Here is a 13,411-nt window from a genome sequence, read left to right on the forward strand (position 1 = left end):
CGCCGCGACCACCACGCGCAGCGCACGGCCCGACGGCAGCGCCGCGCCGCCTTCGCTCTCCTCCTCGTCGCGGACCGACCAGGCCGAGGGCGCGAGATCGCAGGTGATCGCGCCGCCGGCGGCCATGTCCGGCCACTGCACCTTCTCGAGCGCGGCGAGCGGATCCTCCTGCCCGCCGGACGGACCGGAGGGCGCGGCGCCCTCGTCGAGGTCGATCGGCGTGAGGTGCAGGTCGTCGTGGGCGTTCGCGCCCTCGCCCTCGGCGCCCAGCAGCGCGGCGAGGGCGGGGGAGGCGGCGATCAGCTCGGCGCTGCGGGCGAGCGCGAACAGGCGCGGAGCGGGCAGCGGGCCGTCCTCGACATGGCGGGCGACCTCGAGCACGGCGGCGGCGAGCGCAGCCGTGGGCGCGTCCAGCGGGTCCTGGGCAGGAGTCGTCATCGGATCGAGAGGTCCCTTACAGGTTCGGCCTGACAGAATGGGGTGACCGCCGTGCTAGACGGCGACACCACACTGTACCCGGGCCGCGTTCTGGGACCCCACGACGTCGGGGGCCCCGTGTGCGCTCCGACTTCGAGGCACCAGAGGTTATCTGTGAGTTTCTCCGCCCAGTTCGGCGACATCCCGCGGCCGCGCCCACGACCGGCCCCCGACGGAGGCTCCGGCGAGCCCCGGAGGATCTCCCCTCTGATGATCACGGTGATCGCGCTCGGCGTGCTCATCGCGCTCCTCGTCCTCGCCTCGGAGGTGTGGACGAAGTACCTGTGGATGGATCAGCTCCAGTTCACCGACGTGCTCGTCACGCGGTGGGTCACCCAGGCGCTGCTGTTCGTCGCCGGCTTCGTGGTGTTCGCCGTGCCGCTGTTCCTCAGCCTCCGCATCGCGTACACCAAGCGCCCCGTCTACCCGCCGATCACGCGGGAGCAGGAGGCGCTGGAGCAGTTCCGCGCCGCGGTGGACCCGCTGCGCCGCGGCCTGACCTACGGCGCGCCGATCGTGATCGGCGCCTTCGGCGGGCTCGCGCTGTCCCGCCGCTGGCAGGACGTGCAGCTGTTCCTGCACCCGCAGGACTTCGGGCAGACCGACCCGGTCTTCAGCAACGACATCTCCTTCTACGTCTTCACCCTGCCGGTGATCGACGTGCTGGTCTCCTTCGGGCAGTTCGTGCTGCTCGTCTCCATCGTCGGCGCCCTGATCGGCCACTTCGTCTACGGCGGCGTGAGCTGGGGTCAGGAGAGCGGGCTCGAGGTCACGCGCACCGCGCGCCGCCACCTCGGCGTGCTCGCCGCGATCTACGTGCTCTTCCTCGGCGCGGGGCACTGGTTCCAGCGCTACGACCTGCTGACCGCCTCCCACACCCGCTTCGAGGGCGCCTCCTATGCGGACGTCCACGCGATCCTGCCCGCGCAGACGATCCTCGCGATCGCCGCGGTGGTGGTCGCGGCGCTGTTCGTGGTGTGGATCTTCCGCTCGGACTGGCGCATCCCCGCGATCGGCGCCGGGCTGATGATCCTGTCGACCCTGGCCGTCGGCAACCTCTACCCCTGGGCCGTCCAGCAGTTCCAGGTCCAGCCCAACGAGCGCGCGCTCGAGCAGCCCTACATCCAGAACAACATCGACGCGACCCGCACCGCGTTCGACCTCGACGACGTCACCGAGGTCCCCTACACGGCCAGCACGGACGCGACCTCGGGTGCGCTGCGCGAGGACGCCTCGACCACGGCGCAGATCCGTCTGATGGACCCCAACGTCATCTCGCCCACCTTCGAGCAGCGCGAGGCCAACCGTCGCTACTGGGGCTTCGACGACGTGCTCAGCGTGGACCGCTACGAGATCGACGGCCAGCTGCAGGACATCGTGATCGGCGTGCGCGAGCTGCGGCCGGACAAGTTCGGCCTCTCGGACCGCTCCTGGGTGGACCAGCACATCACCTACACGCACGGCTACGGCGCCGCCGCCGCGCACGGCAACCGTCGCAACTCCGACGGCGAGCCGAGCTTCCTTCAGTCGGGCGTGCCCGGCGAGGGCGCGTTCGGCGAGTACGAGGAGCGGGTCTACTTCGGTCGCCACTCCCCGGACTACTCGATCGTCGGAGCGCCCGAGGGGGCCGACCCCCAGGAGTTCGACTACCAGCAGGGCAGCACGGACGACGAGCAGGGCGGCGAGCAGGTCTACAACACCTTCCAGGGCGACGGCGGGCCCGCCGTCGGCAGCTTCTTCAACCAGCTGCTGTACGCGATCAAGTTCCGCGACCCGAACATCGTGATCTCGAACTACCTCAACGAGGAGTCGCAGATCCTCTACGACCGCGACCCGCAGCAGCGTGTCCGCGAGGTCGCGCCGTTCCTGTCGCTGGACTCGCAGATGTACCCCGCCGTCGTGGACGAGCAGATGGTGTGGGTGGTCGACGGGTACACCACCACGACCGAGTACCCCTACGCGCAGTCGGTCGACCTCGACCAGACGGTCAACGACTCCCAGACCGATCCGAACGCCTCGGCGAGCAACCGCCAGCGCTCGGCGAACTACATGCGCAACTCCGTGAAGGCGACCGTGAACGCCTTCGACGGCTCGGTGACGCTGTACACCTGGGACACCGAGGACCCGATCCTGAAGTCCTGGGCCGAGGTGTTCCCGGACGCCCTCCAGCCCGCCTCGGAGATCAGCGGCGAGCTGATGTCGCATCTGCGCTACCCGGCGGACTACTTCAAGGCGCAGCGCCAGATCCTCTCCACGTACCACGTCACCGACGCGGACGACTTCTTCACCCAGCAGGACTTCTGGCAGGTGCCGCCGGACCCGACGGTCCCGGCGCCCACCAACCCCGACGGCAGCGCCGGCCAGCAGGCCCCGCAGCCGCCGATGTACCTCACCATGCAGATGCCGGACCAGGAGCAGCCCCGCTTCACGCTCTCCTCGAGCTTCATCCCCTCCGAGGGGCAGAACGTGCTCACCGGCTTCCTCGCGGTCGACTCGGAGACGGGCAGCACCGAGGGGAATCCGGCGGACAGCTACGGCGACATGACGCTGCTGCGGCTGCCGACGTCGAACCCGGTCAACGGCCCCGGACAGGTCCAGGCGACCTTCAACGCCGAGCCGAACGTGTCCCAGGCGCTGAACCTGCTGCAGCAGGGCGCCTCCGAGGTCATCAACGGCAACCTGCTCACCCTGCCCGTCGGCGGCGGCCTGCTCTACGTGCAGCCCGTCTATCTGCAGTCCTCGCAGACCGGTGGCGGCACCCAGTACCCGCTGCTGCAGATGGTGCTGGTCTCCTTCGGCGACCGGATCGGCTTCGCGCCGACTCTGGACGAGGCGCTCGACCTGGTCTTCGGCGGCGACTCGGGAGCCTCCGCCGGCGATGCGGAGGTCACCGACTCCGATGCCCCCAGCGGCACGGCGGACGCCGAGACCGGCGAGGGCACCGTCGAGGAGGGAGACGGGGAGGCCCCCGCCGAGGGCGAGCAGCAGGCTCCTGCGGCCGATGGCACCCCCCAGCAGCGCCTCGACCAGGCGCTGACCGACATGGACACCGCGGTCGCCGACTCCGAGAAGGCGATGGCCGAAGGGGACTGGGCCGCGTACGGCGACGCGCAGGACCGTCTGGCCGATGCGCTGAACCGGGCTGTCCAGGCAAACCAGGAGCTCGGCGGGTCCGGCACGCCGGCGGCCTCCGACGGCGGCGGGGAGGGCTGACCCTTCTGCCACCGCCGGGAGCATCCCGGATCCGAGGACGCCCGTCGCGGCGCCGGCCGAGGCCGGCGCGCGGCGGGCGTCCTCGTCGTCGTCGGAGGGGCGCGGAGCTGCGCAGCGGAGGCTGCGACGTGGTGCGCGAGGCGGGCCGCGAGAGTCCCAGCAGGGCCTTCCAGGCACGAGAGCGCGGGTGAACGGCCCGTGAACGTGGCATGGCCCACGTCGGAGGCCTTTCGGCTGGACTCGGGGGCCGGGTCGTCCTAGAGTTACTGATGTCGCCGCGGGGTGGAGCAGTTCGGTAGCTCGCCGGGCTCATAACCCGGAGGTCGTAGGTTCAAATCCTGCCCCCGCTACGAAGTGAAGGCCCCCGATCAGCAGAAATGCGGATCGGGGGCCTTCGTGTCCTGCCCGGTTCAGCGCCGGGGGCTCGTAAGCGATCCTGTCGGTGCCGCCGAGCACCTCGACCTCGGCCGAAGCTGCCTCCACCAGGCAGGCCTCGACCGGACCCAGGACGACGCTTCCCCGCTCACCCGCGAGAAGAACCACCCCGCCAGCTCCGGCATCCTGCCCAGCACCTGCTTGCGGCTGAACGACCCACCGCCGCCGATCACGAGCCCTCCTGGGTGTACTTCCGCTGGCGCTCCCTCTGCCCATGGGTGAGCGTCTTGAGGTCGGTGTGCTGGTCGAAGCTCGAGCCGAGCGCGCCGGCCACGACGCCCATGGCGGCGCTGAGCCACGCGATGTCGAGGTAACGGGTGAAGACGGGAGGCTGCCCGGTCACGTCCTCCATGTACTCGGGAGCGATGACGATCAGGCCTCCGGCGAGGATGAGCAGGACCAGCGCCGCGTAGAGCACGAGGACGCACAGCACCAGAGTGACCACCGTGGAGAGGTTGTAGAGCAGGACGACCCGTGCGAGATTCTCCCGCTCCGGCGAGTCCCAGAGCCCGTTGCTGGCGATGAGCCATGCCGTCATCGCCGCGATCGCGAGGAGCCCGACGCCGATGAGCCGCGGCGTCGACAGGTAGGTGGACATGACCCAGATCGAGTTGTAGAAGATGCCGAATGCGCCGGTAGCCGCTGCCGCTGCGAGGGCGCTCGAGAGGCGCGGCGCCGTCTTCACGGGCTCGTTGCTGGCGACCATCCCGAGGACGGTGCGGAGACCGCCGGTGAACCGGCGTGCCCGGAGCGTCGAATGGTCGTTGCCGTCCGGGCTCTGGGCCCAGCGGAGCCAGGACCGGTCGAACATCGAGGGGTCCCGGGGCTCGCTGGTCGGCTTCAGCCGCACGGTGCACGCCATCAGTGTGTCGAGGATGCGGCGGCGGCTGAAGAACGCTCCGAGCGTGGGGCACGAGACGACGGCGATCCTCTCGTCGGGGAAGATCTCTGCGATCAAGGGATGGCCATCGTCCAGTCGCGGGATCTCGGTGAGCAGCAGCACCGCCCCCGGTGATCCGTACTCGCGTGCCAGCTCGACGGCGTCGGAGAGATCGAGGGAGTTGTCGGGCCGCAAACGGAGCATCGCGGTCTGGACGGTGAGAGTGATCGGGGGGCTGAACGCCTCGTCGAGCAGCGCCTGCAGGTCATCCTGGATCGATCGCGCTCGGGCCGTGGGCAGGCCCGGGTCGGCCACCAGCAGCACGTTCACCCCGGACTTCGGACTGTCGCCCATGTGACCTCCTCGCATGGCCTCGGATCCTTGCAGGGTACGTCACGGACCGAGCGTGCGCCGCGTCGCCGACCTTCCGGTGGGCCGGCCTGGCCGGGACACGCTGCGCGCGCTGCTCGCGACGATCGAGGGTGGCATCAGGTCTGCCCTCCCCATGGCGCGACCGCGGACCTGGCAGTGTGCACGGCGTCGGTGACGAGAGCCCCGGATCTCGTGACGATCTACGTCGGCGTGAACGACTCCTGGCACTGCCCAATGGGGAGGGGCCTGCGCTCGTCGGCCCCGAGCTGGTGCTCACGGACGCCCGCGCCTCCGGCATGGGCCCTGCCGAGTTCGCGATGGACGGCCTGCAACCCACCCCGGCCGGGCACTGCCTGATCGCCGACGCCTGGCTGGCCGCGGCCCGTCCCTGACCGCAGCTCACCGCGTGTGTGACGGGTTCACATCCCGTCGATGACCGCGGAGCCCATCATCAGGAGCGGACGGCCCGACCTGTCACCGCAACGGTGCGGTGACGTCGACGGACAGGAACCCGCGCCGGAACGAGCGCGCATCGAGCACGAGAAGCTCCGCCGGCCGCACCGGGTTCCGCAGATGCAGATGTCCGCTTGTCGCGTCGGCGCCCACGACGGCGAAGACATGGTTCGGCGGCAGGGGACCGGCCGCCGACGGCACCCGCGGGCTCAGCGGATGCGTGGAGGCGCAGAGCGCGCGCCCCTCGGCCCGCCAGGCGAGGACCTGCCCCGCATCGGGCAGGCGCAGGTTCGTGCGCACCCGCTCACCCAGCAGCAGCGCGAAGCCGTAGCGGGCCAGGCCCCGCTGCAGGAAGGCGTAGTCCCCGGCGATGTGACCGGCGATCGCCTTCTCGAGCACGCCCACCCAGCCGGGGTTCGCGCCGTCCCGCCTGCCGTGCTGGAACACTCCGCGCGCATCGACGGGGAAGCGACGGTCCACCCGCAGCGGCTCCTCCAGGCCCGGCAGGCGGACGGTCACGATCCCGTCCGTCTCCTCGCCGATCAGTGCCCGCAGCCGTTCCGGCGCGGTCTCGTGGAGGGCGAGCATCGGCGCCATCAGCCAGCAGTCGCCGAGGCGTCCCTGCCGGGGGCGCAGCAGCACCGGAGGGGCGAGCGGGCCGCGGTCCAGGGCGAGCGCTGTGGCGTGTGGGCCGGAGGAGAGGTGCAGCACGCCGTCGGCGCCGGAGATCCCGTGGGCCGCCCCGCCGGTCTCGCCGCCCGGAATGCCTGGCCCAGCGAGATTCCGGGCACGCTCGTCGGCGCCGGGACGCGCTGCGCGCGCCCGCCCCTCCAGGGCGAGCGCGCGCAGGGTGCGGCGCCAGGTGCGCACGCGCGGGCGGGAGCCGCTCACGAGGTCTCCCGCCCGATGACTCATCGGGACGCTCAGTGCGCCTCGGCCGGGACGATCTTCTGCCCGGTGCGCTCGATGACCTCGGCGAACCAGGGCTGGGAGATGTCGAAGGACTTGTGGCCGGCGACGCGGTCGAACTCGACCGCGCGCAGCACGTCGCCGCGCTCCTCGTCGTGGCCGATGAGGCCGGAGCCGCCCTCGAGGGCGACCTGCACGGCGTAGTCCGTCATGGACTTGATCAGGCGGATGTCCTCGGGGTTCGCCTTCGCGGAGCGGGAGAAGTAGCCCGACTTCTGGACCATGACCTTCTCCGCGCCGAGCTTCTCGGCGAACTGCTTCGCGAACCACTGGCCGGGGTTGATCGTGTCGATCTTGACGTGGCCGAAGGGGTCCTTCTCCGGCTCCTCGCCGCGCGCCTGCATCTCGGCGACGATCTCGGGGATGCCCGCGCCCTCGGAGAGGAAGATGTTCACGCAGCCGGTCTCGTCCATGACCTTCCGCAGACGAGCGGTCTCGGCCTCGATGTCGAGCTTGAGCTCGGGCAGGAACACGGCGTGCACGTCCCAGCGGTCGGCGGAGTGGCCGATGCCGGGCAGCCACTCCTGCTGGGAGTGCCAGTCCTGGTAGTACTCCGCCGCCTGCGCGGTGAGATACCCGCAGGCGCGGCCCATGATCTCGTGGACGATCAGCATCTTCGGGTTCGAGCCGTGCTCGGCGATGATGTTCTGCGCGAAGATGCTGGTCTGCTCCGCGGCGGACTTCGCGCCGAGCGACTGGCGGATCGGGACGATGTCGTTGTCGATGGTCTTCGGGAGGCCGACGACCTGCATCTCGTGGCCGTGCTCGTGCAGGTAGGCGGCGAGGTCCGCGGCGGTGGTGTTGGTGTCGTCGCCGCCGATGGTGTGCAGCACGTCCACGCCGTCGTCCTTGAGCTTGTTCGCGGCGACCTCGAGGGCGTTCTCGCCCTCCTGGATCAGGCCGCGCTTGACGAGGTCCTTCGTGTTGGTGAGCTTCACGCGGGAGTTGCCGATGGGGGAGCCGCCGTAGTTGTGCAGGATGCCCGCCTTCGCGCGCACCTCGTCGTCGACCACGATCTTCTCGCCGGAGAGCAGGCCCCAGTAGCCGTGCTTGTAGGCGATGATCTCCACGTCCGGCACCAGCTCGGTGTAGCGCTCGATCAGTCCGCCGACGGCGGAGGAGAGGCACGGGGCGTAGCCCCCGGCGGTGAGCAGTGCGACGCGCTTGACGGTCATAGGGCGGAACCTCCGAGAGTCCGGGAACGGGCGCACGGGAGGACAGGGTCGATCCCGCGACGCTGGGTCCCGCCATCGTACCGAGAGCCGGCCCCGGCTGCCGCCGCGCGGGTCCCGGCGGACAGCGGACTGCCGGGCGGAGGGACGGGGCTCAGCGCTCCCGGGGCGCGAGCGCCTCGAGGACCTCCTCGTGCAGCAGCGAGTTCGTCGCCACCGCGCTGCCGCCGAACGGCCCGGGCTCGCCGTCCAGGGAGGTGAAGCGACCGCCGGCCTCGGTGACGATCGGGACCAGTGCGGCCATGTCGTGCAGCTTCAGCTCGGGCTCGCAGGCGACGTCCACCGCGCCCTCGGCCACGAGCATGTAGGACCAGAAGTCGCCGTAGGCGCGGGTGCGCCAGAAGCGCTGCATGAGGTTCAGCATCTCGGGCAGCAGCTCGTGATCGGCCCAGCCGTGCAGCGAGGAGTAGGACAGGGAGGCCTCCTCGAGCGTGCTCACGGTCGAGACCTGCAGGCGCGTCGCGCTGCTGAGCCGGGAGCCGGTCCAGGCCCCGGCGCCCTCCCCGCCCCACCAGCGGCGTCCCAGCGCCGGCGCGGAGACGAGGCCGACGACGGGGCGGCCGTCCTCGATCAGGCCGATCAGGGTGCCCCACACGGGCACCCCGCGCACGAAGTTGCTGGTCCCGTCGATCGGGTCGATCACCCACTGCCGCGGGGACGCGCCGGTGGAGCCGAACTCCTCGCCGATCACCTGGTCCCGCGAGCGGGAGCGCGAGAGCTGCGAGCGCACCAGCTGCTCGGCGGCCCTGTCGGCATCGGTGACCTCGGTGAGATCGGGCTTGGTCGAGATCTCCAGGTCCTGCGCCTTGAACCGGGAGGTGGTCAGCTGGTCCACGGCATCGGCGAGCACGTGGGCGAGGCGCAGGTCATCGGCGTAGCGGCTGGACATGGGGACCACGATAGGGTCCCGCGCCCCTGTCGGGCCGCAGCGACGCGGTGCTCAGACGTCCCAGGGGTCGTTGCGGCGCAGCGCCTCGGCCAGGCGTCGGTAGGAGGCCAGGCGCGCAGGGCCCGCGGTGCCGGCCTCGCCCTCGTCCACGAGATCGTCGAGGGCGCAGTCGGGCGCGTCCTCGAGGTGGGTGCATCCGCGCGGGCACTGCTCGGCGAGACCGGCGAGATCGGCGAAGGCGTCCAGCAGCTCGTCGGGGTCCACGTGCCCCAGGCCGAAGGAGCGCACACCCGGGGTGTCGATCACCCAGCCGTCGTCCTCCGGCAGCTGCATCGCGAGCGCCGAGGAGGAGGTGTGGCGGCCGCGCCCGGTCACGTCGTTGACCACGCCGGTGGCGCGGCCCGCCCCGGGGACCAGGGCGTTCAGCAGGGTGGACTTGCCCACCCCGGAATGTCCCACGAGCACGCTGATCCGTCCCGAGAGCCGCTCGCGCAGCTGCTCGAGGCCGATGATGCCGGGGCGCTCCGGATCCTCCGCCTCCGCGAGGGACTCCCGACGGGTCACCACGTGCTCCAGGCCGAGCGGGGCGTAGGCGGCCAGGAACTCCTCCGGAGCACGCAGGTCCGCCTTCGTCAGCACCAGCAGGGCGTCGATGCCGGCGACGTAGGCCGCGACCAGGCAGCGGTCGATCATGCCGCCGCGCGGCTCGGGATCGGCCAGCGCCGTCACCATCACCATCACGTCGACGTTCGCGACCAGGGGCCGCTCGGTCGAGTCGTCGTCGTCGGCGCTGCGGCGCAGGAAGGAGCTGCGCTCCTGGATCCGCACGATGCGGGCGAGCGTCCCCTCGCGTCCCGAGGTGTCGCCGACGAGGCCGACGAGGTCGCCGGGGACGACGGGGGAGCGGCCGAGCTCCCGGGCACGCATCGCGGTGACGGCGCGCTGGTCCTCGGTGCCCTCGCCGACGATCGTGCGCCAGCGGCCGCGGTCCACCGAGACGACGCGGGCCGTGATCGCGTCCTCGTGCGTGGGGCGGTCCTTGGTCCGGGGGCGGGAGCCGCGCCGGTTGGGGCGGATCCGCACGTCGGACTCGTCGAAGTCGCGGACGGACCGCCTCACCACGAGGTGCCCTCCTGGGCGCGCGGGGACCGGGGCGCCCCGTGCCGGGCCGCACCCGACCCGCGCGGCACCGGGCTCACGCGTCGCCCTCCGTCGGCTCGGGGTGGAGCATCGACAGCCACATCCCCACGAAGTCGGGGAGGGTCTTCTGCGTGGTGCCGACGTCGACCACCTGCACGCCGGGGACGCGCAGGCCGATGATCGCGCCGGCGGTCGCCATGCGGTGGTCCTCGTAGGTCTCGAAGACCGCGCCGCGCAGCGGGCCCGGCGTGATCACGAGCCCGTCGGGCAGCTCCTCGGTGCGGGCGCCGACCTTCGTCAGCTCGGTCGCCAGCGCCTTGAGGCGATCCGTCTCGTGCCCGCGCAGGTGCGCGACGCCGGTGATCCGCGAGGGGGAGTCCGCGAGCGCGCACAGCGCCGCGACGGTCGGGACGAGCTCGCCGACGGTCGACATGTCCGCCTCGATGCCGTGCAGCGCATCCGTGCCGCGCACCACCACCGCCTCGTCCTCGCGCCACACCTCGGCGCCCATCCGCGTCAGCAGCTCCCGATAGGCATCGCCGGGCTGGGTGGTGGTCCCCGGCCAGTCGTCCACCGCGATCGTGCCGGCGGTGACCATCGCCGCCGCCAGGAACGGCCCGGCGTTGGAGAGGTCCGGCTCGACGACGACCTCCAGCGGACGGATCGGGCCGCACGCGACCCTCCAGGAGTGACGGCCCTCGGCGTCGACCTCGTGCGAGGCCTCGACCCCGGCGCGGCGCAGCGTCTCCAGGGTCATGTCGATATGGGGCAGGGAGGGGAGCTCCTCGCCCACGTGGACGAGCTCGAGGTCCGTCTCCGCCCGCGCCGCGACCAGCAGCACGTTGGAGATGAACTGGCTGGAGGCCGAGGCGTCCACCTCGACCCGGCCGCCGGGCAGCGTGCCCCGGCCGTGCACCGTGAACGGCAGCCGTCCCGGCTCGCCGTGCTCGGTCACCTCGACGCCCTGGCCGCGCAGCACCTGCACGACCGCGTCCATGGGCCGCACGAGCGCGGCGTCGTCACCGGTGAAGCGCACGTCGCCGTGGCGCAGGGCCGCCAGCAGCGGCACGAAGCGCATCACGGTCCCGGCCAGGCCGGTGTGGATCTCGATCGGCTCGGCGGGATGCTCGCAGGCCGGCGGGATCGGGGAGACGTGCAGCACCCCGTCGCGCACCTCCAGCGCTGCGCCGAGCCGCTCGAGCGCATCGCGCATCAGCCGCGTGTCGCGGGAGACGAGCGCGCCGCGCAGCGTGGACGGCTCGCTCGCCGCGGCGGCGAGCAGCATCCAGCGTGCGGTGAGGGACTTCGACCCGGGAACCCGCACCAGGGCGTCGACCGGCTGGTCGGCGACCGGTGCGTTCCACAGCACCTCGGAACCCACGGAGATCAGCCGTGCTGGTCGGCGAGCTGCTTCTGGGCGGTGGAGACGGCGCCCTTGGCCTTCTTCTCCAGCTTCCCGGCCTTCTTCTCGAGCTCGCGCTGCTTCTGCGCGGCCTTCTTCTGGCTGCGCTCGACGAACTTGTTCGCCCGGTAGCCGAGCGAGGGGCGGCCGTCGTGGTCGACGACGGCCAGGAGCACGCCGCCCAGCAGGCCGGCGTCGGTGAGGATGGACTGCACCTCGGCGACGAGCTCCTCGCCGCGCAGCTCCCAGACCTTCTTCCGACCGGCCCAGCCGACGGAGGTGGTCACGAGCAGGGCCGCGGCGGCGGCGCGGGGCGCGCGGTTGGTCGCGTAGAGGACGCCGGCGCCCGCGGCGACGACGCCGGCGGCGCGCACCACGGCGCGGGAATCGACGAAGCCCGGCGCGGAGCTCTTGGACAGCGCCGAGTCGACCGCGTCGAAGGCCTGCGGGTAGACGTCGATCTCGCGCTCGGGGCGGAGCGCGGTGCGCACGCCCTCGAAGACGAAGGGGGCGGCGAGCAGCGGTCGTGCGATCCGGCGGACCAGGGCCATGGTGTCCTCACGTTCTGAGCAGGTGTCGACGGTCCGGTGATCAGCCCTGTCGGGAAGATCACCGACCCCCACACTACCGCCCGAGGAACATCCCCCATGCCCAACGCGTTGCATCGGACGGCGCGGACACGATTCCGCGCCCCCGTCGGGGCCCCGACGGGACGGTCGAGCACGCCGGCGGGTGCCGGGGAGGGAGCGGCGCATGACGACCGGACTGCTGGAGCGCGCCCCCGCGATCCCGGGTGGCGTAGGTTTGGGGACGATGACGCAGACACAGCCCACCTCCGACCACGGGACCGGCCTGCCCTCCGCGGAGCAGCCCGATCCCGCGGCGGACTTCGACTTCGAGACCGAGGCGCTCTCGCACCTGGACTCCCTCTACGGCGGCGCGCTGCGGATGACCCGCAACCCGCACGACGCCGAGGACCTGGTCCAGGACACCTTCGTCAAGGCGTTCCGCGCTCAGGACCGCTTCACCCCGGGCACGAACATGAGGGCGTGGCTGTACCGCATCATGACCAACAGCTACATCTCGAGCTACCGCAAGAAGCAGCGCCGCCCCAAGGAGGCCTGGAGCGACACGGTCGAGGACTGGCAGCTCGCGGAGGTCTCGAGCCACTCGAGCACGGGCCTGCGCTCTGCGGAGGCCGAGGCGCTGGACCACCTGCCGGACTCCGCGGTGAAGGACGCGCTGTCCGAGCTGCGGGAGGACTACCGCATGGCGGTCTACCTCGCCGATGTCGAGGGCTTCGCCTACAAGGAGATCGCCGAGATCATGGACACGCCGATCGGCACGGTCATGTCCCGGCTCCATCGCGGGCGGCGCCAGCTGCGCGAGAAGCTCACCGATCATGCCCGGCGCACGGGCTTCCTGCGTGCGCAGCCCTCGGCGGGGGACGCCGCCGACGACACCGGAGCCGGCGCCGCGGACCGGGAGGAGGAGCGATGACCCAGGACGACCGCGCGATGCGCGAGACCTCGACGCGCGAGACGACGACCGCCTCGACGCGCGACATGAGCTTCGGGCTCGAGGAGGCGCTCGACGGCGAGCTCCCCCGCGAGACCGTCGAGCGGATGCGCCGCCACACCGACGACTGCCCCGAGTGCGCCGACGAGTGGGAGCGCCTGCGCCGGCTGAAGGAGCTGGTGCGCCGCAGCTGCGCGGACCGCGCCCCCTCCGACCTGCGGGCCCGCATCGCCGACACGTGCCGCACCATCACGGTGACCACCACCAGCACGAGCACGACCACCGGGGCTGACGGCTCCACGGTGCGCGTCACCCGCTCGACGACCACCCGCCGCACCCTGCCCCCGGCCTGAGCTGCGGGCCCCGGCGCCCGTCGCCACGGGCCGCAGCGCCCCGTTACCTTGTGAGCACCCCGATGGACGGGGTTCTGG

At 71.9% G+C, this 13,411-nt stretch carries 12 protein-coding genes and 1 tRNA gene; 5 read left to right on the plus strand and 8 right to left on the minus strand.

What is annotated here, in order from left to right:
- The coding region (locus Y09_RS13675) for a PPA1309 family protein (protein WP_053918239.1) at positions 1–438 on the minus strand (438 nt) is incomplete at its 3' end.
- 249 nt (positions 439–687) lie between these two features.
- On the opposite strand from Y09_RS13675, the gene Y09_RS13680 reads away from it, so the two are divergent.
- A complete protein-coding gene (locus tag Y09_RS13680) occupies positions 688–3,690 on the plus strand; it encodes a UPF0182 family protein (protein WP_208294529.1) in 3,003 nt (1,000 codons plus the stop codon).
- Between the two features lie 276 nt (positions 3,691–3,966).
- Positions 3,967–4,040, plus strand: a tRNA-Met gene (locus Y09_RS13685).
- A 254-nt stretch (positions 4,041–4,294) separates the two neighbouring features.
- Here Y09_RS13685 and Y09_RS13690 read toward each other — a convergent pair.
- Positions 4,295–5,359, minus strand: a complete 1,065-nt coding sequence (locus Y09_RS13690; protein WP_053918230.1) for a hypothetical protein — start codon at positions 5,357–5,359, stop codon at positions 4,295–4,297.
- Between the two features lie 287 nt (positions 5,360–5,646).
- Here Y09_RS13690 and Y09_RS18140 point away from each other — a divergent pair, with 287 nt between their 5' ends.
- The gene (locus tag Y09_RS18140) at positions 5,647–5,769 is read left to right on the plus strand and encodes a hypothetical protein (protein ID WP_255351699.1); all 123 of its coding nucleotides are present in this window, start codon (positions 5,647–5,649) and stop codon (positions 5,767–5,769) included.
- An 82-nt stretch (positions 5,770–5,851) separates the two neighbouring features.
- Here Y09_RS18140 and Y09_RS13695 read toward each other — a convergent pair whose 3' ends face one another.
- The 6 genes from Y09_RS13695 to Y09_RS13720 all read right to left on the minus strand — a co-directional run bounded on the left by Y09_RS13695 (position 5,852) and on the right by Y09_RS13720 (position 12,013).
- Complete coding sequence (locus Y09_RS13695) at positions 5,852–6,721, minus strand: C2 family cysteine protease (protein ID WP_208294530.1); 870 nt, start codon at positions 6,719–6,721, stop codon at positions 5,852–5,854.
- 32 nt (positions 6,722–6,753) lie between these two features.
- Complete coding sequence (locus Y09_RS13700) at positions 6,754–7,974, minus strand: pyrophosphate--fructose-6-phosphate 1-phosphotransferase (protein ID WP_053918232.1); 1,221 nt, start codon at positions 7,972–7,974, stop codon at positions 6,754–6,756.
- Between the two features lie 151 nt (positions 7,975–8,125).
- The gene (hisN, locus tag Y09_RS13705) at positions 8,126–8,920 is read right to left on the minus strand and encodes a histidinol-phosphatase (protein WP_053918233.1); all 795 of its coding nucleotides are present in this window, start codon (positions 8,918–8,920) and stop codon (positions 8,126–8,128) included.
- Positions 8,921–8,971: 51 nt separating this feature from the next.
- The gene (gene rsgA / locus Y09_RS13710) at positions 8,972–10,042 is read right to left on the minus strand and encodes a ribosome small subunit-dependent GTPase A (protein WP_053918234.1); all 1,071 of its coding nucleotides are present in this window, start codon (positions 10,040–10,042) and stop codon (positions 8,972–8,974) included.
- Between the two features lie 73 nt (positions 10,043–10,115).
- Positions 10,116–11,441: a 3-phosphoshikimate 1-carboxyvinyltransferase gene (gene aroA, locus Y09_RS13715; protein WP_053918235.1), complete on the minus strand. Its 1,326-nt coding sequence runs from the start codon at positions 11,439–11,441 to the stop codon at positions 10,116–10,118.
- Positions 11,442–11,446: 5 nt separating this feature from the next.
- Complete coding sequence (locus Y09_RS13720; RefSeq protein WP_053918236.1) at positions 11,447–12,013, minus strand: DoxX family membrane protein; 567 nt, start codon at positions 12,011–12,013, stop codon at positions 11,447–11,449.
- Between the two features lie 262 nt (positions 12,014–12,275).
- Here Y09_RS13720 and Y09_RS13725 point away from each other — a divergent pair, with 262 nt between their 5' ends.
- Both Y09_RS13725 and rsrA read left to right on the plus strand, forming a co-directional pair.
- Positions 12,276–12,962 carry a sigma-70 family RNA polymerase sigma factor gene (locus Y09_RS13725; RefSeq protein WP_053918237.1) on the plus strand — a complete coding sequence of 229 codons (687 nt, stop codon included), beginning with the start codon at positions 12,276–12,278 and terminating at the stop codon, positions 12,960–12,962.
- Complete coding sequence (gene rsrA, locus Y09_RS13730; protein WP_053918238.1) at positions 12,959–13,333, plus strand: mycothiol system anti-sigma-R factor; 375 nt, start codon at positions 12,959–12,961, stop codon at positions 13,331–13,333. Before Y09_RS13725 ends, rsrA begins: the two co-directional genes overlap by 4 nt.
- Positions 13,334–13,411: the final 78 nt, after the last annotated feature.

The organism is Brachybacterium sp. SW0106-09 (assembly GCF_001293905.1).
Taxonomy (GTDB): domain Bacteria; phylum Actinomycetota; class Actinomycetes; order Actinomycetales; family Dermabacteraceae; genus Brachybacterium; species Brachybacterium conglomeratum.